We start from the raw sequence: 25,611 nt of genomic DNA, 5'->3' as shown, positions 1-25,611 counted from the left end.
AATGGAAAATTGAAACTTAAAAACTGATTATTTTATGAACTCCTCAGGTACGTCATCCTGAGCGTAGCGAAGGATCTCAAGCTGCTTGGAACTGAGCCAGATCCAGGAGATCCTTCACTGCGTTCAGGATGACGTTGAGACGATTTGATTGAATTAAAATCAAACTTACCCACAACCTGGGAAGACTATTTTATTTGCACATTAACCTGAATTTGATAAAGTAGTGTTTTTGTACATACAGGGGCTACCAATGTTGAAACGATTGCTTGTTATTTCTTCGCTGTCAATTCCCTTAGGTGTTGGCGCTGCCGAAGTGAGAAACTTACATCACGCCCCTTTATCCAATCTGGGCCAGTTTAAACTGGAAAAGCAGTTTAAAAATAAACGGGCAGTCAATGCCGCTTCGCCTTCGATAGATGAGCTTAAAATAATCAATGAATCCATTGAAAAAAAGAATACCGTAAGCCGATATCAGCAATACTATAAGGGTTTGCCGGTTATTGGCGGGCAGGCCATCGTTATCGGCAGAAAATCCTCTTCAGTGCGTATGGGGCAGGCACAGGTAAATGGCCAGCTTATTGAGGATATCGAGCTGGATGTACAACCCTCAATCAGTAGGAGCAATGCGCTTGAACTGGCTAAGAAAGAATATCTTGGGACCAATCCAGGTGCTGAAATTCAGCAGGAAAAAATCGAGCTGCAGATTCGGATTAGCGGCAATAATGAACCGCAACTTGTTTACTTAACCCGTTTTAATACTCTGAATGCAGAGAAGCAGCCTGCTCAACCAGTCTATCTGATCGATGCTCATCGCGGCAATATTATCAGCCAATGGAATAATCTTAAGAATTACACCGATACCGGCGCGGGAGGGAATAGTAAAGTTCATGAATATTGGTATGGCAAAGACGGATTGCCTGGCCTGGAAGTGGCGCAACAGGGGGAACGCTGCATTATGGATGATAGTGTGGTGCGTCTGGTTGATCTAAATTCAAAATGGGACTGGGATAATAGAAATCTGCGTCCATTTCAATATCTTTGCGGCGATAATCAGGAAGAGTGGACTAATGGTGCTTATGGGGCTCGTAATGATGCGTACTATTTTGGGCATATTATTGTAGATATGTATAAGAATTGGTACAGTCTGCCTGCCTTGCAGCAGGCGGATGGCAGACCGATGTCCTTAATTATGCGGGTTCATTTTGGCAAAAGTTATGATAACGCCTTCTGGGATGGAGAAACGATGTCATTTGGTGACGGCGATGAGTTTTATCCTTTAGTTTCCCTGGACATTGCAGGTCATGAAGTGACCCACGGCTTTACGGAACAGCATGCAGGGCTTGAATATCATGATGAATCAGGTGCTTTGAATGAATCGATGTCAGACATGGCGGGACAGGCTTCTCGTGCTTATCTTCTTGCGACTTATCCGCAATTGTATAGCAGAGTATATGCAAATAGCGGCGAGATAACCTGGGGAATTGGAGAAACGGTGGTGCGTGATTCTTACGGTAAGGCTTTAAGATTCATGGATAATCCTTCTGAGGATGGAAGTTCCGCGGATTGTCTGGATCGGTCGGTTGCCATGCAAAATGGGGCCAGTTGCCGCATCAGCTACTCCGAATTACTTGCATCGGTTCAAAAACAATTTCCTAATCCAATGGAAAGGCAAAGCTATCTAGTTCACACCGCCAGCGGTATTTTTAACAAGGCTTTTTTCCTATTGTCGCAAAAAATGCCAATCAGAGACGCCTATCATTTGATGATTCAGGCAAATAGTCACTACTGGACAGCCAATACGGATTTTACACAAGCAGCCTGTGGTGTGATCTACGCTGCAAACGATCTTGGGAAAGATGCGAATCTGGTTAGAGCGGTTATGGGGCAAGTAGGAATTAATACCAGTGTTTGTGGAGTGTAAGATTCCGTAGGTCGGGCGCTTTCGCCCGACATTTCATTTTTAACCAAATCAAGCGAATAAGATGGTTTCGCAGAAATGTCGAGCGAAAGCGCCCGACCTACGCTAGCTGAAGGGCCGCCTGAGTGCTATTCACCAGCCTGACGGCACTCGTTTTTCGCATTTTCATTACAAAGCTGTACGCAATTCTTATCACCGGCATTGTCACACTTGCTAATGCATTTTTGTACTATTTTTTGTACGCAAAGGCTCTGATCCGCCTCCTGATCCTGAATCTGCACTTCCGGGATCCCATCCGCGGCATAGGTTACTGCTGCAAATAAAAAACCTGCTAGTAAACCGAGCTTTCTCATTAAGGCCTCCTTGCATGCTTTGAAACTAGTTTAATTACCGGAATTATCATTAGTATTTTCATTAAAGCTGGCGTTTTCATCGGCGTTGTTGATGCCATTCCCGTTGTTACCGTTGTTACCGTTGTTACCGTTGTTACCGTTGTTGCCGTTGTTGCCGTTGTTGCCGTTATTCCCGTTATTCCCGTTATTCCCGTTATTCCCGTTATTCCCAGGATCCTGATTATAATTTGAATTCTCGCTATTGCCCGCGCCTCCACTATTTCCTGGACCAACGCCGCTATTATCTCCACTGCCAGAACTGCCTGAACCCTGAGCCACACTCCCTCCACGACAAATAGGAGGGCGGTATTTATCGAGAAGAGTGCCTCCTCTGCAATCCCAGGTAATTTCGCCTGCGGACTGGACAGTGGGGGTCAGTATAATCGTGCCATTGCCAGCTAAAGCGGTATAGGCAATAGTAATCAGACCATTGGCGATGTTAATGGAAGAAACAGAAGGAGTGGCCGCCGGAGGCGAGTACCCTGCCGCGTTATTGTCAGCCGGGAGCACACCGTTTTTAACCTGAGTAGTATCCGATACTGCCAGCTTTGCGGCACTGGCTAAATTCAACCCTTCAGTGACGCGCGATCTGATCGTGTAATCCTGATAGGCAGGCACTGCAATGGTGGCAAGAATTCCTATGACCACCACAACAATTAATACTTCAATGAGGGTAAATCCTGATGTTTTCATAAAACGGAGTGGCCTAAAAAAAATCCTATCACTTAGTATAGCTTTAAAATAAGGCTTCTGGAATATTATTACATTTGCTAATAAAAAGCTTCCTCAGTATGATAACAGGTAGTTAATAGCATGGAATGCTGTAAGGGGTGTATGTAATGGAATTGTCGGCTCTGCAACTTGATCATTTTCTCACAAATGGCTATCTGGTGATCGAAAAGTTTTTTACTCCTTCAATTTGTGTAACGCTCATCGATAGAGTTAATTTTATAATTAATGAATATCAGCAGGAAATTCCGGTGACCGTATTCACGGCTGAAACCCAGGATCATGCCAAAACAGAGTATTTTTTAAATTCGGGGGATAAAATTCGTTTATTCTTTGAACCGGAGGCTTTTGACGAGCAGGGGAACATGACCAAGCCACTGGAAAAATCCTTAAACAAAATTGGGCACGCCCTGCATGTGCTTGATCCGATATTCCGGTTGTATTCAAGAAGTGAGCGTCTGAAAACCATTTGCCATCAATTGGGGTTTGAGAAGCCCAGTTTGCTGCAATCAATGTATCTGTTTAAACAACCCGGTATAGGCGGTGAAGTGGGCTGCCATCAGGATTCTACTTTTTTACATAGCCAGAAAGATGCTCTGGGGTTCTGGTTTGCTCTGGAGGATGCTACGCTTGAGAATGGCTGTCTGCAGGTTATGCCAAGTCCTGCAACGATTCCCTTATCAAGAAAAATGATTAGAAAGGGAGATGCCATCGAGTTTGAAGATTATTATCCCTTAATCTGGCAGGATAAATACAGTGTGCCTCTGGAAGTAAAGAAAGGCAGTCTGGTAGTACTTCATGGTCGTTTGCCGCATAAAAGTGATGCCAATCACTCGAGCAAATCCCGTCATGCCTATACCTTGCATGCAATCGATGCCTCCTGCCCTTATCCCGACAGTAACTGGCTGCGTATGCCTAAGGAATTACCTCTTTGGTAGGCAATAAATCTAAAATAACCGCAATCTCCATAGAAACCCTAATACTGGTCGCAGTATGGAAGCAACCGTTTATTTTTCAGGGATGCTTCAGGCTCACCGAGGATGCGAGCGGGGAGAGCATTCTTTATTTATTCCGCTGCCAATATTCCAGTCCTCTGGTTCAGGATACGATTGACAGTGAGTTTTCCTCTTATGACTATCAATTCACTCACCTTTATAATGAGACTTCATTTATCAATCTGGAAAATGATTTTCCGGGATTTGATGAGGCAATTTATATTTTGAAGTATGCCTTACACCAAAGCTTATGGACAATGTTGACCCGCTCCCGGCATCGAAGCCTGTCTGTGGATGATATGGCAATGAAAGCACTTTATAAAAAAATCGAACCCATTCTGCATCAGGCTAAACATTGGGAGCAGCTGGAGGATGACATTGGTTTTGCGGCTTCAATCTCTTTTTGCCCGCAGGAACCCATGGGAAAAAGAGCGCTGGAGGTTTTATTGAATGGATTAAACCGCCTGGACAAGCCGCTAAGGCATTGAGAGTAAGAGTTCATTTTTATTTATACGTTCTGAATTAAAACTGCTTTCCAAACGTAACACCAAATACAAATTTGCTGCCGCCTTTCTCACTTACATCAAAATCCACATTCGGCGTCATTTCCATGTCGGGCTTGATATGAAAAATATGACCAAGAGTAACCCGGCCCAGCATCCGGTTGGGTTCTTCTTTTTCATATTTGATTCCAGGTCCCACTCCCATTGTGAAGTATTCAAAAAAATTATAGGTCGCTAATGCAAAAAACTCGGTTTCACTATTATGCTCTTTATTGATCGGTGTATTCTCGGCAATCACACTAAATCCGAAAGGAAAGGAAACTACGCGATGATATTCCAGGCCATAGGTGAAATGATCGTTATGTTCAACATAATGACCGCCAACAAATACACCCAGAAGATTGTGGCGTTCCTCTCGGGCATGCGTAGAATTTTGGCGGCCGTTTGCTGCAAACAAGGTATTTGCTGCCAAAATCAGCGCAATAAAAACAGATAAACTAGGTTTCAAAATGACTTGGTCCCTGCATTGAGTATGCTTTAGGATAACAATAACCTGCTCATTTTAACAGTCTGCTTTTATCGGTGAATCAGTACGCCTACATTAGGGGGATGCGGCTCTGCAAATGTCTTTTTATCCAGCAGCATTTGCGTTTTTAATTTGCCTTGTTCCCAGCGTGACTTAATGGATGAAGCACTGAAGTCAGCATCTTTGGTTGAGGATTCCCAGGGTTTTTGTTCATATTGTATTTGTACAATGTCCATGCTGGTAATGCATCCCAGTGATACCAATTTTAGATTTTCGGGATCCTGCTGTTTCTCAGGGGGTAATTGACTATACAGAGCACGAATAGCCCGACGCATGTTGTGCATGGCCTCATAGTTTTTTCGGTGCTCTTCATAACGGCTGCTATAAATAATTTCAAGATTCCTTTTGCGGACCTCGTCCAGGGTTCCTGGCAGAGCGCCTTCAGGACTCCAGAGATCCACCATAAAACAAAGCGAATTAACGCGGGGAAAATCGTCGAGGACAATCGATAAAGGCGTATTAGAGTAAATACCGCCATCCCAGTAATATTCATTATCAATAAGGACAGGCGGAAATGCAGGAGGAAGGGCGCCGCTGGCCATCACATGTTCAGGGCCAATTTTCTCAAATCGGGAATCAAAATACCGAATTTGCCCGGTATGCAGGTTCGTTGCCCCAAGACTTAGCCGTATTTCCTGACGATTTAAATAGTCAAAATCTATTAATTCATTTAAAAAATCGCGGAGAGGGCTTGTATCATAAAAGCTGTTGAAGCTTCCTTGCATCCAGCTAAGAAAGTTATTAATCTGCGGCTTAAAAAATACCGGGATCCCGGAGAGAATCAGCATTTGAAACTGGATTTGCATGAAGAAACGTCGAAGCCCTTCGGACATATCATCGCTGAATTGAAAGATATCCGGTTGAGTGACCGTTTGCCAGAACTGCTGCAATTTTTTTAAGCGGTTTTCAGGACGGTTCCCGGCAATGATACTGGCATTGATAGCTCCAATAGAGGTTCCGCCTATCCAATTGGGAATATAATTGTTTTTTTCAAGGGTTTCATACACACCAGCCTGAAAAGCACCCAGCGCACCGCCTCCCTGCAAAACAAGGACAATTCGTCGATTCACTACATTATCAAAACTTGAAAGGCTGCAACTACTTCCGGTTTCCATAGCCATCCTTAATGTTATAATCCCAGCCAGCGGATAAATTGGTTGCTCGGCTTAAGATTCACTGTTTTATTATCAAAATGAACCGTATAGCTTTTGGCCAGAGCGTCAGTGCGCGAAGGATCTGAATTAACCTCCACACTTTTTATTTTGCCCAAAGGAACCACATGCATTTCGGTTTCATAATAGCCCCTGACCATCTTGATAACCGGTATCACAAACGACACTTCTTCCAAATTATTATTGACATTCAGAACGTTATCATTACTTGAAATGAGGCTGTTGAATTCCGCATTGCTTAAGGCGATATACTCCATGTGATTGATTTGTCGTCGCAGCATTCTTTCCAGAGGCGCTTTGGTTTTAAAAATACGAACATAACTATCAGCATCAATGACCGCAATAGGCTCCTCTTCCTGGCGAGAACTGTTCTTATTCTTGTCAACAAAGAGAATGGCTTCCCGCTCTTCTTCAGCAGGTTTTATCTCAAGTTCAGATTTAACCTGCTTTGCCAGGTTAAACCGGCTGCAGTTGAGAAACTTGGAACGAACAAACCAGCTGTCACTGGGATAGTAAATGACAAACAGGGATTTATTCTTGATTGTATTAATGATAGGGACGGTTTTATCCATTGGCAAAGCCGGACATCCCCAACTTCGCCCCGGGCGGCCATACTTTTTGATAAAATCTTCTGCCATATACCAGCCACCGTGCATAACCACTGCGCGATTGGATGCATTGTCATTGAATCCGCGATCAAGGCCATCCAGTCTTAAGGATAATCCTTCGCGGCCATAGTAAGCCTGATCAGTCGTGTAAACGCCGATACTGCTTGCCTTGCTATTGTATTTATTGGAAAAATAATTGGTATTCAGGCTGCCGGAAGTAATCCCATGCGAAACGTAGGTATGAAATAATAATCGCTGCTGAGATAAGTCAAAAACCCAGAAACGCTTCTCGCTTGAAGGCAGAGAGTAATCGATGACAGTCAGTATATTCCTATTGTATGGCAGTTTAAATTCACGTGTGCAGCGTAAGGTGGTCAGGACTTTACTCACCACTTCCGGCCGTAAATCCGGTGCCTGCTCTTTGAGCATTTTTTGAATTTCCCCAAGGCTTGGTGGGGGAGGGAAATCCACTTCAGGATTAATTAAAGAAATAATATCTTCAAAGACAGTTTGCTCAATTTGATTTTGTGAGTGGAGAACGGGCGATGGGAGAGAAAAACTGGAAGACGTTACTGCTAACATGAGTAAGAGTAGGGTTCTCATGATAGTATTTCCTTAATTGTATTTGTTTTTTTATTTTCCTCTTTTAAGCATAGAACACATCAGCCAGTTTGACCAAAAATTTAAATGTCTGTTCAATGTGATGATATTTCGGGTCATAGGTTACTTAGGTAACACGGTGATTGTAATATCATGCAAGCGCCAGTTGCGGTCTTCAATTTTGTCGCGCAGACTTTGAATTTTTTCAACAGCAATCGTTTTTGTCCTGGGAATAATAAAAATATCGCCAAAGAATAAATGGCCTACTACACGAAATCGCATCTCAAAGGATTTAACCCAGTCTTCATTTTTGATTATTGACCGCACCTCGGAAAGAAGGGGATCTGTTCTGTTTTTTTCAATGGTTTCAGGCACCTCATCCATGAGATCTAATATTGAATTCTTCAGGTTACTATAACCATCATTAATGATGCTAAATGATATCAGAATGGCTATGCCTGCGTCAGCCCACCAGAATCCCATTCTAATCCCAATGATACCAATAATGCTTGCAAAGCCGCTCATCCAACTGGCTTTGTTCATTTTGGAATCGGCAAATAATATTTTGTCATACAACTTGAGCGACAGGGGGATTTTAAGGTGGCCGAGAATAGTAGATGGCAGGCTTGACCATAGCAGGGCAAGAATCATGATATAGCCCAGCCAAATGGAATAACCTGAAAAGGATACATCCGGAATGTTGGGATGCTCGTTCTTGAGCAACACCAGGCTTCCATCAATCAGTAAATATACACCCAGGAAAAACAAAGCAAGTGAACTGGCAAAGTAAGACATGCCCGTTATTTTATGGTAACCATAGGGAAATTTTTTGTTGGCTTTCCATTGAATAATCCGGCTTGCTACCAGAAATGAAGCGGGGGGAATAATACCCAAAGTATCTTCCAGCCAGATAGTTTTCATTGTTTGGGAATTGGACATTACGATAAAGGAAAAAAATGTGGTGCTTATCATATATAGCAATGAAATCCACTCATATTTAATCGCTTTGTTATATAAAGGAACTAAGGAGTCAGGAAATTCCAAATCTTTTGTGATATGCAGCATTATTGCCCATCCCTACTACGCTAAAAGTTAAGCAAGCTTTGTCAATTTACAATATACCGTTCGGGTTAGAGTTGCAATAATTCAAAAAATATCCTATCTGTTAAAGATATGGGCGAACTTTGTTGATCTTCTTTATTCCCATATCAGTTTTTTCAAAAATCGCCACTTCTACTGGGTTCAGTCGATAAGGAAATTGAAATGAAAGCAATCTGCTGGCATGGTAAAAAGGATGTACGTATTGAAAATGTCCCTGATCCGGAAATCATTAATGATCAGGACGCAATTATTCGTGTCACTGCAACCGCAATCTGCGGCTCCGACCTTCATTTGTACAATGGATTAATGCCTGCTATGGAATCGGGTGATGTGATAGGTCATGAGTTTATGGGGGAAGTTGTCGAATTAGGTTCTGCAAATAAAAAGCTGAAAGTTGGCGACAAGGTTGTCGTTCCATTCACCATTTCCTGCGGAAAGTGTCAATTTTGCAAGAAAAAATTATTTGCCTGCTGCGAACTTTCCAATCCCAATGCAGAAATGGCTAAAAATCAGATGGGCCAATCACCTTCTGGCATGTTTGGATATTCTCATTTATTGGGTGGCTTTGCAGGCGGGCAGGCAGAGTTCGTAAGGGTACCCTTTGCGACTGTAGGCCCTATCAAAGTCCCTGATAACATTGCTGATGATAAACTTCTGTTTTTATCGGACATATTTCCCACAGGTTACATGGCGGCTGAAAATTGCGATATACAAGCCGGCGACACAGTCGCTGTATGGGGCTGCGGTCCTGTGGGGCAATTTGCTATTCAAAGCGCCTGGATGCTTGGTGCTGCGCGTGTAATCGCTATCGACTGTGTTCCCGAGCGCCTGACTCTGGCTGAAAATCTCGGCAGAGCCGAAACCATCAATTTTCAGGAAGAAGACGTCTATGATGCGCTGATGGTAATGACACGAGGGCATGGGCCGGAGCGCTGTATCGATGCAGTAGGTTGCGAGGCTCATGTGGGTCCAAGTTTTGATTCCATTATGGATCGAGTGAAGCAGATGACTTATCTAGCTACTGACAGAGCTCATGTTTTGAGGGAGGCAATTAAATGCTGTGGAAAAGCAGGCACGATTTCCATGCCAGGAGTTTATCTTGATACCCTGGATAATATTCCTTTCGGAGCGGCAATGAACAAGGGCCTGACTTTCAGAATGGGACAAACCCACGTACAACGTTATCTACCCGTTCTGCTAAAGAAAATACTGGAGGGAGAGATTGATCCTTCTAAAATCATAACGCATCGAATCAAGCTAAAAGACGGTCCTGATGCCTATAAAAATTTTGCCGAGAAAGAAGATGGCTGTATTAAAGTGGTTATGACCCCTTAGGAGACGCCAATGGATATTTATGACTATTTAAAAATGGATCACGAGAAGGTGAATCATTTATTTAAATTATTTGAAAAAACGACATTGATGATGCGGCAGCATGAAATTGTCACGTTAATTGCTCAGGAATTACTAGTTCACGCTCATTCTGAACAGGAAACATTTTACAAATTTCTGTCACAACATCCCTCTACCAGAGAGCTGGCTGAACATGGGAAAAAAGAACATGTGGAAATTGAAGAACAAATCAATATTGTTAATCATTCCTGGGGTAGCGAGCAATGGGCTCAGGCTGTACTGAAACTAAAGGAAATCGTCGAGCATCATGTAAAGGAAGAGGAAGGAGAAATTTTTAAAAAAGCTAAAAAAGTAATCTCCGATAAAGAGGCAATAATTATTAAAGAGAAAATGCACTACCTTAAGGGAAAATTTTTACTCTGGCTGGAAACTCAGGCAAAAAAGAATGATTTGTCGGATACCAAACTGGATAAGTCGCTCAGATTTTCTAATAAACTTCACGAAGCCGATCGCGGCAGAACTACGCGGCCACATTAGTTAATTGGAGAAAGACTTCATCAAACTGTGTCATGCTATGTCATTGGGGAGATCTCTCTCTGCGTTCGAGATGACGGCGTGCCTCGAATTGGAGGAATATCAGGTATTGGCTAAAATAAGAATATGCTGCCCACTGACACAAGAGCTTATTATGAAAACTCTGTCGTTATTGCTGCTCTGTCCAGGCCTGGTATTCGCCTCCGACAAAACTCTTACTTGCTCTATGCAGGGTTTGACAGAAAACATCACATTTACAGTAGCTGACAAACCCAATTCAATGCCGCTCATTGATTTCCCCTATGAGGTCGAAGCGACAATATTCAGTATGCGGCAAGGCAATCTGCTTTTGGTGGCGGTAGACAGCGAAGACAAGTCGCGATCTCGCTTGTTTATTTCAGCTCAATGGAATAAACAATCTGATTCCTATCATGGGCAGTTTTTTGCTGATTTCGGCGGTAATCAATTACAGTTTGAAAATGGCAGAATAGTGTGTAACTAATCAGCTTTCGATTTGCATACATACTGTACTCAGATATGATGAGTTATCATTTATTGCAGCAGGTATGCATTGGCAGGGAGCTTTAATGGACAATCAATCAGTTTATCAAAAAACAAGGAATGATCTGAGGCAGTGGAACGAACAGTTAAAAGCGAAAATTCTAAGCGAAAACTCCTGTTTAATGCATTCCTATTCTATTTTATTTGCAAAAGATAAGGCGTTCATTGAACAATTAAAACAATTTGCCAATCAAGTGGCTTTTGATCTGGAGCCTTGCGTTTCAGAAAATAATCTGGATGAGAACTTACCCAAATTAAGCCATTTTAATGCGATTGGTGAAGGCTATGAGCAAGTAGTCCACCATCCATCCTATATTAAAGCAGGTAATATTATTTATGGTTCAGGTTTAATGGGCTTTTTGCGTCATCCCGGCGAAATGAAAAAGACCCTGGCGCTCTTTCTTCTTTCATCTCACGCTGGAGAAGCTGGACATAATTGCCCCATTGCCTGTTCAGCTGGAATAATCCGAATTTTGAATATAAAGCCATTAAAAAATAATGATTTTTTTATGGATAAATTGCTTGCTCCCTCATTTGATGACAACTATACCGGTGCTCAGTTTTTAACAGAAATTCAGGGCGGCTCCGACGTGGGAGCCAATGCAAGCCTGGCTTTTCAGGACGAGCAAAAAAATTGGCGAATTGCTGGAGAGAAATGGTTTTGCTCCAACGCTAATGCCGATCTTATTCTGTTGACTGCGCGAATTGATGCTCGGGAAACTGGCACCCGGGGGTTGGGTCTGTTTCTATTACCCAGACAGCTTAAGAATGGGAAAGACAACCACTTCAGAATCAGACGGCTGAAGCAAAAAATTGGTACCCGTTCCATGGCTACAGGCGAAATAGATTTTGATGGTTCTCTTGCATTTCTGATTGGAGATGTTGGCGAAGGAATTCATCTGGTTATGGAAAATGTCTTACATCTTTCGAGAATATTTAATGCGTTTTCCGTTTTGGGAATGACGCGTCGTGCCTATCAGATTGCCTATTATTATGCTTGCAACCGAGATGCCTTTGGAAAAAAAATCATTCAATATCCTTTGGTAAAAGAGCATTTGGCTAAAATTAAGGCTGAGCTCGTTGCTATGCTGGCCAGCGCGTTCTATATGGTCGAGTTACAGGATGAGTTTGACCTGAATACGGGGAAAAAAGAAGATAAAAAACAGCAGTATTTATTGCGTACCCTGGCTAATCTGAATAAATATTTCACGGCAAAACATTCTGTAAATAATATTCATCATTGCATCGATATTCTTGCCGGCAATGGAACTATTGAAAGTTTCTCCGCACTTCCGCGCCTGCTTCGAGATTGCATCGTTTGCGAAAACTGGGAAGGTACTCATTTCACACTTTGGATGCAAACTCTTCGAGATATTTTGCGTTTTAAGGTGGACGAAATTTTCCTTGAGCATTTGATCGGTCTATTAAAAAGAATAAAAAAAATTGAGTATAAAGAATTATTTAATAGACAAATCCTGACTCTCGAAACGCATTTTACTTTTCTTAAATCAATTTCGAGCGAACAGCAAACGCTGCATATTCGCGAAGCTATTGAAAAGATGTCTTCAGTGCTGGCCGCAATGACTTTAGCACTTGAAGTGCAGTATGAAAAATCGCCCATTTCTAAAAGAGCATGTCTCGATTTATTCATCCATTTATACCTCGAAGAAAAGGGGAATGGCGAGCAGTATCTAAAATTATTGGAGTTTGTTGTCAGTCATGAGTCTACTTGATTTCAACTAACGAATAGCTTTTATTTCAATATCTTGCTTTCAAATACAGCATGGAGAATTTTAATAATTTTCATTCAAATTTCGTGTTGAAAAAAAACACATCTTGCCAAAAAATTATTAGCATGATAATTTAAAAAAGGATTAAAACTCATTCAATAAATCATTTTTTTTTACAAGTAAAATTGGTTTTAGTTTAGGGAAAATAGCATGATATTCCGTGACATTATTAAACTTGTTGTGCCACAAAATGAGAGAAAAGCAAAGAAGGAAGATACTGCTGTTTTAAAAACCTTAGCGACTGCTTTTTTTAAAGATCAAACTCTTTTAACAGACACTGCGTATTATTTGTATGAAAAAGGGAATTATCAAAACTATTTATCTGAAAAAGAAGATAGCAATAAAAGTGACAAGGACGACAAAGCAAGGGATGAGGAAAGCAAGCGTAGACTCCTTAATGGTTTGCTCGCTTATCCTGTGTTTAGTTTAGCTATTTACAATAGCTTACTTGCTCCAGACGATGACCCAAATATCAAGCTTCAGGTGGCAGCTGAAAAAGATATGAAAGAGGTCAAAGTAGAACTCAACCGTATTAACTTACTGGAAAAGTTTCTTGCAATTGATAACTTCAGATCAGGTATTCAGACCCTGAACGAAGACTCCGATAGCATACTGCATTTGATAGTACGCAAAGATCGCCCCCACGCAAAAATATTGGCTATCTTGTTAAGTCATTTGTCTGACATCGTGAATTTACCCAACTCAAAGGGGAATACCCCCTATCTGGATTCAGTGAATTATAAAAAGCATTGGGCAATTTCCTGTTTCAATTTAAGTACTGCAAATATCACCAAGGATGCAAAAAATCTGCAAGGTGAAGATGCAAGAGCATTGGCGGGTTACGATGAAAGTGTGCAGCAGTTAATCTCACGAATTCAGCTGGAACCGATTGGAATACTCTCTGTGAATAAAAAATTTGGGGCAGGAGCTTTCTACGATTCCTATCCAGCCTTTTTCTTATCTGGTCGAAATCATTTATCAGCATCTACTTCCACATCAAGTAATTCAATTACAGGTTCTTCGTCATCTTCTTTTTCCTCGTCGTCTTCATCACTTTTATCCTCACCTTTGAATTCAAATAGAAGTTATGATCAGGATTCTAATTTGCCTTCAGCTCGAAGTGATATGAGCGTCGAGTCGTCTCCTGATGTCCTGCAAGAGGAGCCTGAACAAGTAAAAGAACGGATTAGTTGGATGAGAAAAGACTCTGTAACGGTTTATCAGGAGTTTAAGCATCTGCTACAAACCGATAAGGCCGCGATTAATAAAAGTTTAAAGGCTTTGTTTGCTTATGCTGATTTGAAAGATAAAAAGACACTTCTGACCGATCTTTTCGCATTGTTTGAGCAAGAGCAGGCTGCAGTTGAATACTTCAATGAACTAAGACAGCATGCACAAAAAAAATATGATGAACTACAGTGCTTAAACAATGATTTCCTGTCAAAGATGATGTTTCGATTGGTAATGCAACTTAAGGCCAATGATCCGATAAGAAGATTAACTCCTTTCGCAATACACCTAATGGCAAAACAACTGTCGGGAACCAAGAACGAAATAGCGAGAGAGATTCATCTTAGAGAAGCTTTATTTATTCTGACAAGTAAAGGAAATAGAAGTAAAAATTGGCAGACCGAGTTCGATGTTATTTTGTTTCGCGTGACAGGATTGCAGGCTCTCTATTCACAAAGAGAAATTTTAGCTGCATTAAACTCATTATATAGCAAATTCGATAGCCGCCAGATTATGGCAGCTAACCTCATTTTATTTCAGTTGATGATTTATAACCCCAGTGATTTTTTTAAACAGGAACAGTTGGTTAAAGAGGCAGAAATCTTTATAAACCGAGGTTTTGAAAAAGATGTTAAGCAAAGTTTTGAGCGCAAACGAATACGAAGTATTCTAAGTAAGCTGATTGTTGCTAATCATCAATTTTATACCCACCCGCTCATTGAGCATTTTGACTCATTAAACCAGTGGGCTTCAAGACGAGAATCAGGCAATTCCTTTGAGCAACTGGTTTCAGATGGAATCAAACAGAAAGACCATTTGCTCCGAAAATCAAAGGTACACTCAATAAGTGAGAGGGATTCAGAATCTAAACTTGAGGAGACAACTCGGCTTATTGCTCAGGAGATGAGAGTATCAATGGTCTCATTCTATAAGCAGGTTTCTCTGGAAGGTCTTTATAATTATGAACCTCCGAAAGAGGAGCCATCTAAAAAAAGTAAGTCACTTCATCCAGATTCGATTAGTGTCTCGAGAACCATCAATCAGTTCAACGTTCTAAACCAGTTTTTTTTAAAAAAAATATTCGATAATACTGAAAAATTGTTATCTTCCCTTGAGTTGTTGTTGTCTGTCGGACAGCAATTATGCCCCTTGGGGGATGAGCGTTATCCTGATTTAAATCATCTGATGGTAATTCGAGGTGTTCTTTCTAGTCTGCCTGTCTCCAGATTGACCAGGCACTTTCAGGCATTGAGTCCGACTGGCGTTAACCTGATGAAGGAAATGACCAGTATTACTGACAGTGCAAAAGGCTTTGCAAAGATGACCAGCATAGCGAATGAGTATAAAACCACACTGTTTTTTTTGGGTAGAATCACTTCTCAGATAACCTTTGCCAAAGAGGTACCCAGAGAGAGCTCCAAAGGCTGTGATCTCTATTTCATGTCAGAATTTCCGAAAAGCCTCGCACAATATAGAAACAGTTATATTTTTGTGAAAGAAAAAGGTATTCAGGAACTGTATTATGTTAAACCTGATGAGTATGAAAGCGAATATGAAACAGTAAGAATAGATGATTTTAATTTATTTGAAGAAAATATAAACGCTATCAGGAATAATAAGGAAGTTAAAATACATCTGAGTGAAGAGCAGGTGAAGACAATTATAACTTTAAATGGAGGCCATACCCCAATAAAAGATAATGGCTATAAACTGCTGGAGCATTGTGAGGCAAATGGCAAGGTACTATTACCTATTCTCAAATTGAAAGCATTAATTCGTTTTTATTCTCAAATGAGCAACACAGATTTAAGACAAGCCATCCTCGAAAAACCGATGGTAGCAGTAGATGATGATGAGTTCTACGCCTTATCTAAAAAACTGCAACCCGCTTCTTCAGTCACAGAATCCGATATAACTATCGAAACAAGTGTTGAACTGTCAGCTTTTCTTGATCGTCTGGATGAATATTTAAAGTTGAGCCATATTCCGGTTATCCAGTCGAGTGGTAAACGGATTGACGTATCTGAGACTAGCAATTTCCTCATCAACTGGTTTCAGGAAAAGATCAGAAGTATGGAAAAGGAACTTGCGCAAAAGCAGGATAATCTTACGAATTTTGTCGAGGATAGCAAAGCTTTGTGTTCACATCTGGTTAGAACGCTTGAAAAGCTTCGACAGGTTTCCCGCCTGTACTACAGGACTTCTCCTGCGGCTACTCTTAATTTTCTGGACAAGCGTTACAATCCAATAGAGCAGAATAATAAAATCAAAAAACTTTTGAATGCTTTTATTACTAAAACCAGAGATTATTCGGAGGCGAGTTCAACTACATCCACGGTATCTTCAGCCCTGAATTCTGTTGGAACAGAGGCCTCTTCAAATACTGATAGCCCCAGAGAAAACTCAGGTAGTGAAACTCAACGCTCTAAGCGCAGCAGCGGCTTTTTCCGAATGCGCTTGAAAAAGGAAGGTTTTGTCCTACCACCGGCAGAAGATAGCGATACGTTCGTTTTTGAGCAAAGCTAGTTATACACTTGAAAAAAGTTTAAAGCAGTGCTCGCTTTAACAGCGCGGCGCATCAGGATATTAATCCTGATGCAAAAACTCCCGCAATTTTTTGCCAATATCCGGACTTCGCATCAGACTTTCGCCAATCAGGAAATGATGGATTCCAGCCGCTTGCATTTTGAGGATGTCATCGTGAGTATTAATTCCACTTTCAGTTATGATCAGTTTATCCGCCGGTATATAATTTGAAAGTTCCATTGTCGTTTGAATATCGGTTTTGAAATTATGAAGGCTTCGATTATTGATACCCATTAGTGGGGTAGGTAATTTTATAGCGCGCTGGAGTTCATCCATTGTATGACTTTCTACCAGGACTGCCATATTCAGGGCCTGCGCTTGCTGGCAGTAATCAAGCAATTGAGCGTCATCCAGTATTGCAACAATTAATAGAATACAATCTGCGCCTAAACTCCGGCTTTCATCGATTTGATAGCTGTCAATGATAAAATCCTTGCGTAAAGCCGGGCATGTTGAATAAGCTTTAGCTATCTGCAGGTTTTCGGCTTTGCCCATAAAGAAGTGTTCATCCGTCAGAACCGACAGACAACTGGCGCCATTTTTTTCATAAATGCCAGCGATTTCGGCCACATTAAAATCTTCACGAATCACCCCTTTGCTGGGAGAAGCTTTTTTAATTTCCGCAATAATTGAAGGCTTTCTGGATTGTAATGCGGCCACAAAATCTCTGCTGGGTTGAGATGTCTGCTCTCTTAATTGTGCAAGAGGGCGCAAACGCTTCGCCTGTTCGACTTCTTCACGTTTATATTCTGCAATTTTATCTAATACACTTGACATATTTTATTCCTGTAGAGGCTTTGCTCGGGTGACGCAGTTTAAGGTTTTCCCAAATGTTGTGAAAATGCCTGCAATTCGCTCAATCGCTGATGCGCCGCACCACTGTCAATTGCATTTACTGCCGCATAAATTCCTTCCTCAAAGCTGCTGCTCTGATCACTGCAGTACAAGGCAGCGGCACTGTTTAACAGTACAATATCACGGGCCGGGCTGACTTCTCCCTGCAACACACTTTGCATATGCATAAAGCTTTGCTCAGGTGAGTCTGCAATAATCTCGTCGATATTTTCATGCGCACAATGATAATCCTGAGGATTAATGGTCCATTCTTTATATTCGCCCTTATGATATTCAAGCACATCAGTGGGTGCTGCAATACTGATTTCATCCAGTCCATCTCTTGAGCAAACCACCAGTGTGTGTTCACTTCCCAGATTGACCAACACATCCAGCAAGGGTTTTTGCCATCGTTTATCAAATACACCAACGACTTGTTTTCTTGGTCGCGCCGGATTGACCAGAGGACCAATAAGGTTAAAAAAAGTTCGGATCCCAAGTTCCTGACGCACTTTTCTTGCTTTCTGAATTGCTTTGTGGAAATGCGGGGCATATAAAAAACAGAGATTGTATTGTTGCATGCAGCGTTGTAAATCGGCATCGTCAATTTCCAGCCGGATGCCAGCCTGCATTAGCAAGTCGGTACTGCCGCTGCGACTGGATACTGAACGATTCCCATGCTTGGCAACGCGAGCACCCGCAGCTGATGCCACGATGCTGCTGACTGTCGATACATTGAAGGTGTTTTTTCCATCGCCTCCGGTGCCAACGATATCTACAAGATCATCCCCGAGGTCGACTGTATGCGCCATCTCTATCATCACTTGTGCCGCGGCGGTCAATTCCTCGACTGTTTCACCTTTTATTCTCATTAATGCGAGAAAGGCAGCCAGCTGACTATCGGATATTTCGCCAGTCATACAGCCACGCATAATATCCATCATTTCAAAAGTGCTTAAATGTTCTTTTTTTAATAAATGCTCAAGGTAGGCTGCAATGTTCATAGTTTAAAAAATTTCTCAGCAAATGAAGACCGTGTTCAGTTAAAATCGACTCAGGGTGAAACTGTAATCCGTATAAAGGATAGTGCCGATGTGAAATTGCCATAATATCATTATTTGCCCATGCGTCTATTGAAAAGCATTGAGGCAGGCTTGAGGTTTCCACCAGAAGCGAATGATAGCGTGTCGCATTAAAAGGATTAGGAATATCCTTAAACAAATGAAGTTTATGGTGCAGTATCGAAGAAGTTTTCCCATGCATAATCTGAGGAGCGCCGATGATTCTGCCGCCAAACGCCTGAGCCAGGCATTGATGACCAAGGCAAACGCCTAGTATAGGTAGCTTCTGATGAAAGTATTGAATGGCTTCCATTGAAATTCCGGCGTCTTCAGGCCGGTTAGGGCCTGGTGAAATAACCAGATATTCCGGCTTAAGTTTTTCGATGTCGGAGATAGTGACTTGATCACTTAAAACAACTTCAACCTTCTGTCCTAATATTTGAAAATACTGAACCAGGTTGTATGTAAATGAATCATGATTATCTATTAACACTAACATGGCTTACAGTGAAAACTCCTCACCCAAATAGACCGCTCTGACCTGCTGATTAGCTAAAATTGAATCCGGCGAACCTTCGCAAAGAATCTTGCCCTGGCTTACTATGTATGCTCTCTCGCAAATATCAAGTGTTTCTCTTACATTATGATCAGTAATCAATATGCCAATATTTTTATCGCATAAATGCGAGATGATCCGTTTGATATCCAGTACGGAAATCGGATCGACACCTGCAAAGGGCTCGTCTAAAAGTATAAAAGTAGGCTCAATGGCCAGAGCCCTGGCTATTTCAACCCGTCGTCTTTCGCCTCCGGACAGGCTCATGCCAAGACTTTTACGTAAATGTTCAATATGAAATTCCTCCATTAACTGAAGTAACTTCTTTTGCTGCTCCATTTTGCTTAAATCTGTTCTTAGCTGCAGAATGGAAAGAATATTATCGGCAACGGTCATTTTACGAAAAACGGAGGCTTCCTGGGGCAGGTAACCGATCCCCAATCGTGCGCGCTGATGCATAGGGGCGCGAGTAACATCCTGGCCATCCAGTATAATCTTACCTTCGTCACAGGCTTGTAAGCCCACAATCATATAAAAACAGGTTGTCTTTCCCGCGCCGTTAGGACCCAGCAATCCAACGCACTCACCGCTGCGGATGTTAATACTGACATCATTAACGACTGTTCGGGTTTTAAAGCTTTTTTTAAGATGTTGTGCCGATAACTCGGTCATGCTTTTTTCTTCTCTGGATGAATGATAATAGTGGTTCTTTCCTTGCCAGCGGGTTCAGATATAACATGTTGCTTCAAGGTATCATAACTGATTTTTGGGGCCGAAAAAGAGTTGTCCCCCTGAACGACGCGGGCGTTGCCAATTAATTCAATCAAATGCCGCTCGGGATAGTAGCGGATAGTATTGGCATAAGCATGTAACAGCGGTTTGTCCTGGGCTGTTTGTGTCCAGTAGTGCGCCTGATCTTTGGCACTCCCCATAGCAATTGCCACCACCAGCTTATTCTGCTGGTTCCCTTCAGTGACTGCTTTGGTGGCACGCAGATGCGTGGTGCCCTGATCAAGCTCCACAGCACCTCTGTATTCTCCGCGATGCGTTTTCTCATTCAAATCGGCCTGATCTGCAGAAAGTTGTAATAATTGTTCACGGTCATCGGGCATTGCCTCGGCAAGTGGCAAATTGCAAAAAAACAGTCCCAATGTGAAAGATAATAATTTAAGATTTTTCATGTCGTGGCTCGTAAGTTGCGCGAACCCGGCTAAGCTGAACTCTCTTGTCAGCCAGATAAGCATTCATTCCCTGTGATTTCACAATACTTCCCGGTTGAACAAAATTCACAAGCGCCTGAGTCGTCGCGAATTTTGTTTTTGGATAGTAGGTGAGCTCGCTGGTGGTTATTGTCGTTTCCTCATTATGCTGGCTTTTGTCCTGATGAATCACCACCTTGTCTGTGAAATTAATTTGCTGTCCGCCATTAATAGATTTCGCTTTCGCTGAGCGAATTTCCCAGCCAGGCTGATCATTCTGTTTGATAATGATATGGGGCGCAGTCAGATAATGCGTATTATTTTCAGGAATATGCCGCAGCCTTGGTGTTTCCAGAAGATTCACTAACAGCCCCTCTTTACTAAACTGACGCACAACCAGTCCAGACACCACTGCGTCAGGCATAATGGAGAGAACCTGCTTGTCAAGTTTGATAGTTGGGGACGATGAGCTTGCGAAATACCAGCCTGAACAAGCTAATGCAAACAAGGTAATGAACAACCAGGCTGCATGTTTGGCTGCATTCATGACTGAAAATACCTTTCAAGAGCCGCGTCGAATTTGTTCTGTGCCTCAAGTATCAGATCACAGACTTCACGTACCGCGCCGTTCCCTCCTGATTGCTTCGTCTGCCAGCAAGCGAATTCCTTAACCTGTGGAACCGCATTGGCAACGGCGATTCCCAGGCCAACCTGCTGAATAATGGGTAAGTCAGGCAGGTCATCGCCAACATAGGCAATTTCCTCGAGGGAGTAACCCAGTGTTTCACATAGTGTTGTAAACGCCTGGCGTTTATCAACCTGTCCTTTAAAATAATGGGTGATACCCAACTGCTCCATGCGGTGATCAATCACTTTATTTCTTGATGTAGTAATCACTGCTACATCAATGCCCGCTGCCATCAATAGCTTGAGTCCCATCCCGTCCTGTACATTAAAAGCTTTAAGCTCATTACCATGATTATCGAGAAACAGGAGGCCGTCAGTCAGGACACCATCGACATCAGAAACCAGACAACGGATTTTTTTAGCTTTTTCCACCAGATTATTCATTTAAGACCTCTCATTACAAAACTCCGGCACGCAAAAGATCATGCAAATGAATGACCGCGATGGGGTGTTGTTCTTCATCGATTACCACCAGGGAAGTAATGCTGTATTTTTGCATTAGCGTTAGGGCTTCTGCCGCAAGCATTCCCGAGTGGATTGTTTTACAGTTTCTACTCATCACCTGCGACAGTGAGGCTGTATTAATATCAAAATTCTGGGTCAGGGTCCGGCGTATATCGCCGTCGGTATATACGCCGACTAATTTACCCTGTGAATTGACTACACAGGTCATCCCGAGTTTTTTTGCGGTCACTTCAATCAATGCTTCACTGATGGTGGCACTTTCATGAACCAGAGGTAACTGTTCGCCGCGATGGCATAACTCATCAATTTTCAGCAGCAGGCGTCTTCCTAATGAGCCGCCGGGATGTGACAGAGCAAAATCATTCTCATTAAAACCACGTGCCTGCAACAGGGCAATTGCCAGAGCGTCTCCCATGACCAGAGAGACGGTGGTGCTGGTTGTCGGTGCGAGTCCGAGCGGGCAGGCTTCCTGACGAATACTGATATCCAGATTGACATTTGCAGCTTTGGCAAGCGCCGACTCCTGATTGCCGGTCAAAGCAATTAAAGGTACTTCCAGCCGTTTAAGCAGAGGAAGTAAAGTAACAATTTCATTGGTAAAGCCTGAATTGGATATGGCAATGACTACATCTTGTCTGGTTATCATTCCCAGATCGCCGTGACTGGCTTCACCCGGATGCATAAAAAAAGAAGGAGTTCCGGTGCTTGAGAGCGTCGCTGCTATCTTGTGTGCAATATGCCCGGACTTTCCCATTCCGGTAACGACTACTCGTCCCTGACAAGAGAGTAGCAGCCGACAGGCTCTATCGAAGCGCTCATCAATCCGCTGAGTTAGTTCGAGTACAGCTTGTGCTTCGGTTTCAATGACTGCCAGGCCTAATTTGCAAAAATTCATCTTAGCAAAGGAGTAGTGATTATGGCTTTGCAGTCTAACATAGAAAGGAGTCGCTTTGTAGACCGAGGTTCTAATGGATGGTGATAGTGATTTCCAGTGTTTATCGAATTTTTATTCGCAAAATAATTCGCACAAGGTATACTTAGCGTTTTGGCTGAACTGGAACATTGTTAAATGCAAGAGAATCTGGTGACTATCACCAATTTGACTTTCTCAAGAGGAATACGTCAAATCTTTAATGATGTCAATATGGTGGTCAAACGCGGCAAAATAACAGCAATAATGGGGCCAAGCGGCAGTGGTAAAACCACTTTGTTAAAATTAATCGGCGCCCAGATTTTTCCCGATCAGGGACAAATTATTGTTAATGGAGAAAATATCCACTGTTTGCCACGCAAAGTGCTATACCAGGCAAGGAAAAAAATGGGTTTGCTGTTTCAGTCAAGTGCTTTATTTACCCATTTGTCTGTATTTGAAAATGTGGCTTTCCCGCTGCGCGAACACACGAATTTAAATGATGCCATGATTCGCGATATTGTCCTTATGAAGCTCGAGGCTGTTGGATTAAGAGGCGCAGCGCAGATGATGCCAGCTGAATTATCGGGCGGAATGGCCCGACGCGTTGCACTGGCTCGTACAATTGCGCTGGATCCGGAATTGATGATGTATGATGAGCCTTTCACTGGACAGGATCCAATCTCTATGGGAGTTTTGGTTCGCCTGATCAAACAGTTGAATGAATTGCTGCAAACCACAACCATCATTGTTTCTCACGATGTGGCGGAAACCTGTTCAATTGCCGATTACGTATACCTAATCGCAGGCGGACGATTAATCGGAGAGGGAACGCCTGAGGAATTAAAAGAGTCGCAGGAACCACAGATCAAACAGTTCATGCACGGAGAGGCGGATGGCGTTGTTCCATTTCATTATCCGGCAAGGCCTTATACTGAGGAGCTTTTAGATGCTTGATAAGCTGGCACATTTAGGGCAACGCGGAATCAATATTCTCGGTATGGTAGGCAACTCCGGCGTATTTCTTGCAAAGGTTTTTGTCCGAAATCCTGATTTTCCCAGATTGTGGCCTGCTTTGCGGACGCAAATCTATAATGTAGGCGTATTATCCTTTCTGATAATTGTTGTTTCAGCATTGTTTATTGGAATGGTAGTGGGACTGCAAGGATATAATACTCTCCAGAAGTTTGGTGCCGGAACGCAGTTAGGACAATTGCTGGCCTTAAGCATCGCCCGTGAATTGGGTCCGGTAATGAGTGCACTGCTTTTCGCAGGAAGAGCAGGGTCGGCTTTGACTGCAGAAATTGGCCTGATGAAAGCGACTGAGCAATTAGCCAGTATGGATATGATGGGAGTGGACCCATTAGGACGAGTGGTATATCCTCGTTTCTTAGCGGGTTTAATCTGTTTACCCGTCCTGGCCATAATATTTTCTGCCACAGCGATTTATGGTGGTTATTTTATTGGGGTGATTTGGTTGGGTATTGATGCGGGTAGTTTCTGGTCGAACATGCAGGCTGCTGTTGATTTTAGAATTGACGTCCTGAGTGGAATTATTAAAAGTGTTGTATTTGCCTTTGCAGTCGTATGGATTGCTGTGTTCCAGGGCTTTAGCTGTACGCCTACTGCTGAAGGGATTAGTCAAGCAACTACACGAACTGTTGTTTACGCATCGCTGGCAGTACTGGGGCTTGATTTTCTGTTGACCGCGATAATGATTGGAGGTTGGTAATGAATGCAAAGCAGCGATATGTAGATATCTGCGTCGGATTATTTATGGTAGCAGGTATGCTGGCTTTGATTGTTATGATAATGAGAGTTAGCGGTCTGACTGATTTTGCGGAAAACAAGGGATATCATGTTACCGCAGATTTCGCTGACATTGGCGGCTTGAAAGTGCGTGCGCCTGTCACTATTGCTGGTGTGAAAGTTGGTGAAGTGAGTAAAATCGAATTGCAACCCGGCGAATTAAATGCGAAAGTGACGATGCTTCTTCGAGGCGATAAACAAATTCCCTATGATGACGCTTCTGCAAGAATCCTGACGCAAGGACTGCTAGGTTCCAATTACATCAGTATTGTACCAGGCTTTGATGATGCCGAGGATAGCAAGCACCCTTATCTGAAAGAGGGCGATGTAATTGCCAAAACCCAGGAAGCGATAATTTTGGAAAACCTTATTGGCCAGCTGTTATTTAACATTAATAAAAAATAGGTGACTCATGAAGCTGATAAAATCAATCTTTTTATTATTTGCTTTTCTATTACCACACTGGCTATGGGCACAGGGTTCACCGATTCCTATGCTGGAAGGTACTGCAAACCAGATCCTGTCTACTTTAAAGGAGCATAAAGGAAGTCTTAAAAGTAACCGTCAGCTTATTTTTCAAGCGGTTGAACAGCATTTACTTCCCAATGTGGATGTAAGCGGCATGTCTCGCTCTGTTCTTGGAAGGCAAGTATGGAGCAAGGCGTCAGCCGGTGAACGGGCTCAGTTTTCAAAAGCATTCACGCAACTGGTTATAAGAACCTATGCCAGTCCTTTAGCAGAATATACCGATGAGACAATCAAGTTCCTGCCAATAAGAGGCTCCGTAGATGGCCGCTTTGTTCGTGTCAATAGCTTGATTATCCGCTCAAACGGCAATAATATTCCGCTGAGTTACAGTTTGGTGGCAAAAAATGGCCAGTGGAAAATTTATGATCTGAGTGTGGAGGGGGTTAGCTTGTTACAAAGTTTCCGTTCACAGTTCGCTCAGGCATTGCAAAACTCAAATATACAAGATCTGATTAAACAGATGAATGAAAAAAGTAGAGCCAGTTAATGACTGATTTCGTTTTTGAACCTGCTGAAAGAATGACTTTTGCTACTGTCGATGCCGACAGAAAGCGTCTTAGCAGTTTTTACCGCAGCGCCGCACAGCAGGGCTCTATCACAATTAATCTTGAAAAAGTGCAGCATTGTGATAGTGCCGGGCTGGCGTTGTTAATTGAAGCCAAACGTCTGGCCAGACAATTTAACAGGACCTGCAAAATCACCGGAATGTCCAGGCAATTAGCTGCCTTGGCCGAATTTTGCAGAGTCAGTAATTTATTGGCTAATGATTGAATAAGTTTGATTTTAATTCAATCAAATCGTCTCAACGAGATATGAAAAAAATGGTAACTCCCCAGATACGTCATCCTGAGCGTAGCGAAGGATCTCAAACTGCTTAGAGCTGAGCCAGATTCAGGAGATCCTT

The 25,611-nt window shown here is 42.5% G+C and carries 26 protein-coding genes and 1 pseudogene; 13 read left to right on the top strand and 14 right to left on the bottom strand.

Going from position 1 to position 25,611, the window contains the following annotated elements; genetic code table 11:
* The first annotated feature begins 250 nt into the window (after nt 1-250).
* A complete protein-coding gene (locus E1O89_RS05070) occupies nt 251-1,921 on the top strand; it encodes a M4 family metallopeptidase (protein WP_133139214.1) in 1,671 nt (556 codons plus the stop codon).
* Between the two features lie 125 nt (nt 1,922-2,046).
* Here the strand turns inward: E1O89_RS05070 and E1O89_RS05065 are convergent, their stop codons facing one another.
* Both E1O89_RS05065 and E1O89_RS15630 read right to left on the bottom strand, forming a co-directional pair.
* Nucleotides 2,047-2,271, bottom strand: a complete 225-nt coding sequence (locus E1O89_RS05065) for a hypothetical protein (RefSeq protein ID WP_133139213.1) — start codon at nt 2,269-2,271, stop codon at nt 2,047-2,049.
* Between the two features lie 327 nt (nt 2,272-2,598).
* Nucleotides 2,599-3,003: pseudogene (locus E1O89_RS15630) on the bottom strand (pilin); the annotation flags it as partial.
* Nucleotides 3,004-3,149: 146 nt separating this feature from the next.
* On the opposite strand from E1O89_RS15630, the gene E1O89_RS05055 reads away from it, so the two are divergent.
* Both E1O89_RS05055 and E1O89_RS05050 read left to right on the top strand, forming a co-directional pair.
* Entirely contained in the window at nt 3,150-3,977 is an 828-nt protein-coding gene (locus E1O89_RS05055; protein WP_133139212.1) for a phytanoyl-CoA dioxygenase family protein, read from the top strand.
* Nucleotides 3,971-4,522 carry a hypothetical protein gene (locus E1O89_RS05050; protein WP_133139211.1) on the top strand — a complete coding sequence of 184 codons (552 nt, stop codon included), beginning with the start codon at nt 3,971-3,973 and terminating at the stop codon, nt 4,520-4,522. The genes E1O89_RS05055 and E1O89_RS05050 overlap by 7 nt, the downstream gene beginning before the upstream one ends.
* Nucleotides 4,523-4,556: 34 nt before the next feature.
* Here E1O89_RS05050 and E1O89_RS05045 read toward each other — a convergent pair whose 3' ends face one another.
* The 4 genes from E1O89_RS05045 to E1O89_RS05030 form a co-directional block, all read right to left on the bottom strand.
* On the bottom strand, nt 4,557-5,045 hold the full coding sequence (locus E1O89_RS05045; RefSeq protein WP_262337405.1) for a hypothetical protein: 489 nt from the start codon (nt 5,043-5,045) through the stop codon (nt 4,557-4,559).
* A 68-nt stretch (nt 5,046-5,113) separates the two neighbouring features.
* Entirely contained in the window at nt 5,114-6,238 is a 1,125-nt protein-coding gene (locus E1O89_RS05040) for a patatin-like phospholipase family protein (RefSeq protein ID WP_165483065.1), read from the bottom strand.
* Between the two features lie 14 nt (nt 6,239-6,252).
* Nucleotides 6,253-7,506, bottom strand: coding sequence for a murein L,D-transpeptidase catalytic domain family protein (locus E1O89_RS05035; protein WP_133139209.1), 1,254 nt, complete (start codon nt 7,504-7,506; stop codon nt 6,253-6,255).
* A gap of 120 nt (nt 7,507-7,626) precedes the next feature.
* Entirely contained in the window at nt 7,627-8,568 is a 942-nt protein-coding gene (locus E1O89_RS05030) for a cation transporter (RefSeq protein ID WP_133139208.1), read from the bottom strand.
* Between the two features lie 198 nt (nt 8,569-8,766).
* On the opposite strand from E1O89_RS05030, the gene E1O89_RS05025 reads away from it, so the two are divergent.
* From E1O89_RS05025 to E1O89_RS05005, 5 genes are all read left to right on the top strand, one after another.
* Nucleotides 8,767-9,939, top strand: a complete 1,173-nt coding sequence (locus E1O89_RS05025; RefSeq protein ID WP_133139207.1) for a zinc-dependent alcohol dehydrogenase — start codon at nt 8,767-8,769, stop codon at nt 9,937-9,939.
* 9 nt (nt 9,940-9,948) lie between these two features.
* On the top strand, nt 9,949-10,494 hold the full coding sequence (locus E1O89_RS05020) for a hemerythrin domain-containing protein (RefSeq protein ID WP_133139206.1): 546 nt from the start codon (nt 9,949-9,951) through the stop codon (nt 10,492-10,494).
* A gap of 151 nt (nt 10,495-10,645) precedes the next feature.
* Complete coding sequence (locus E1O89_RS05015) at nt 10,646-10,993, top strand: hypothetical protein (protein WP_133139205.1); 348 nt, start codon at nt 10,646-10,648, stop codon at nt 10,991-10,993.
* Nucleotides 10,994-11,078: 85 nt separating this feature from the next.
* Nucleotides 11,079-12,785, top strand: coding sequence for an acyl-CoA dehydrogenase family protein (locus tag E1O89_RS05010; RefSeq protein WP_133139204.1), 1,707 nt, complete (start codon nt 11,079-11,081; stop codon nt 12,783-12,785).
* Between the two features lie 207 nt (nt 12,786-12,992).
* Nucleotides 12,993-16,598: a RasGEF domain-containing protein gene (locus tag E1O89_RS05005; RefSeq protein WP_133139203.1), complete on the top strand. Its 3,606-nt coding sequence runs from the start codon at nt 12,993-12,995 to the stop codon at nt 16,596-16,598.
* Between the two features lie 60 nt (nt 16,599-16,658).
* Here E1O89_RS05005 and trpC read toward each other — a convergent pair whose 3' ends face one another.
* Genes trpC through E1O89_RS04965 form a run of 8 tightly spaced genes read right to left on the bottom strand, consistent with a single transcriptional unit; the run spans nt 16,659 to nt 22,355 of the window.
* Nucleotides 16,659-17,435: an indole-3-glycerol phosphate synthase TrpC gene (gene trpC / locus E1O89_RS05000; RefSeq protein WP_133139202.1), complete on the bottom strand. Its 777-nt coding sequence runs from the start codon at nt 17,433-17,435 to the stop codon at nt 16,659-16,661.
* 38 nt (nt 17,436-17,473) lie between these two features.
* The gene (gene trpD, locus E1O89_RS04995; protein ID WP_133139201.1) at nt 17,474-18,496 is read right to left on the bottom strand and encodes an anthranilate phosphoribosyltransferase; all 1,023 of its coding nucleotides are present in this window, start codon (nt 18,494-18,496) and stop codon (nt 17,474-17,476) included.
* Complete coding sequence (locus E1O89_RS04990) at nt 18,474-19,052, bottom strand: anthranilate synthase component II (RefSeq protein WP_133139200.1); 579 nt, start codon at nt 19,050-19,052, stop codon at nt 18,474-18,476. The genes trpD and E1O89_RS04990 overlap by 23 nt, the downstream gene beginning before the upstream one ends.
* Before the next feature lie 3 nt (nt 19,053-19,055).
* Nucleotides 19,056-19,781 (bottom strand): LPS export ABC transporter ATP-binding protein, encoded by a 726-nt coding sequence (gene lptB, locus E1O89_RS04985; RefSeq protein WP_133139199.1) that lies wholly within the window; start codon nt 19,779-19,781, stop codon nt 19,056-19,058.
* The gene (lptA, locus tag E1O89_RS04980; RefSeq protein ID WP_133139198.1) at nt 19,778-20,290 is read right to left on the bottom strand and encodes a lipopolysaccharide transport periplasmic protein LptA; all 513 of its coding nucleotides are present in this window, start codon (nt 20,288-20,290) and stop codon (nt 19,778-19,780) included. Before lptA ends, lptB begins: the two co-directional genes overlap by 4 nt.
* Entirely contained in the window at nt 20,277-20,855 is a 579-nt protein-coding gene (gene lptC, locus E1O89_RS04975; RefSeq protein WP_112218041.1) for an LPS export ABC transporter periplasmic protein LptC, read from the bottom strand. The genes lptA and lptC overlap by 14 nt, the downstream gene beginning before the upstream one ends.
* Complete coding sequence (gene kdsC / locus E1O89_RS04970; protein WP_133139197.1) at nt 20,852-21,379, bottom strand: 3-deoxy-manno-octulosonate-8-phosphatase KdsC; 528 nt, start codon at nt 21,377-21,379, stop codon at nt 20,852-20,854. The genes lptC and kdsC overlap by 4 nt, the downstream gene beginning before the upstream one ends.
* A 13-nt stretch (nt 21,380-21,392) precedes the next feature.
* Complete coding sequence (locus E1O89_RS04965) at nt 21,393-22,355, bottom strand: KpsF/GutQ family sugar-phosphate isomerase (protein WP_112218039.1); 963 nt, start codon at nt 22,353-22,355, stop codon at nt 21,393-21,395.
* A 174-nt stretch (nt 22,356-22,529) separates the two neighbouring features.
* On the opposite strand from E1O89_RS04965, the gene E1O89_RS04960 reads away from it, so the two are divergent.
* Genes E1O89_RS04960 through E1O89_RS04940 form a run of 5 tightly spaced genes read left to right on the top strand, consistent with a single transcriptional unit; the run spans nt 22,530 to nt 25,478 of the window.
* Nucleotides 22,530-23,327: an ATP-binding cassette domain-containing protein gene (locus E1O89_RS04960; protein ID WP_133139196.1), complete on the top strand. Its 798-nt coding sequence runs from the start codon at nt 22,530-22,532 to the stop codon at nt 23,325-23,327.
* Nucleotides 23,320-24,102 carry a lipid asymmetry maintenance ABC transporter permease subunit MlaE gene (gene mlaE / locus E1O89_RS04955; protein WP_133139195.1) on the top strand — a complete coding sequence of 261 codons (783 nt, stop codon included), beginning with the start codon at nt 23,320-23,322 and terminating at the stop codon, nt 24,100-24,102. Before E1O89_RS04960 ends, mlaE begins: the two co-directional genes overlap by 8 nt.
* The gene (gene mlaD, locus E1O89_RS04950) at nt 24,102-24,584 is read left to right on the top strand and encodes an outer membrane lipid asymmetry maintenance protein MlaD (protein WP_133139194.1); all 483 of its coding nucleotides are present in this window, start codon (nt 24,102-24,104) and stop codon (nt 24,582-24,584) included. Before mlaE ends, mlaD begins: the two co-directional genes overlap by 1 nt.
* Before the next feature lie 7 nt (nt 24,585-24,591).
* Nucleotides 24,592-25,194, top strand: a complete 603-nt coding sequence (locus E1O89_RS04945) for a phospholipid-binding protein MlaC (protein ID WP_133139193.1) — start codon at nt 24,592-24,594, stop codon at nt 25,192-25,194.
* Nucleotides 25,194-25,478, top strand: coding sequence for a lipid asymmetry maintenance protein MlaB (locus E1O89_RS04940; RefSeq protein ID WP_058508836.1), 285 nt, complete (start codon nt 25,194-25,196; stop codon nt 25,476-25,478). The genes E1O89_RS04945 and E1O89_RS04940 overlap by 1 nt, the downstream gene beginning before the upstream one ends.
* The last annotated feature ends 133 nt before the right edge of the window (nt 25,479-25,611 follow it).

Source organism: Legionella genomosp. 1 (assembly GCF_900640215.1).
Lineage (GTDB): Bacteria > Pseudomonadota > Gammaproteobacteria > Legionellales > Legionellaceae > Legionella_C > Legionella_C quinlivanii_A.
The sequence above is the reverse complement of the archived record's forward strand: the minus strand, read 5'-3'. Positions and strand labels throughout refer to the sequence as shown.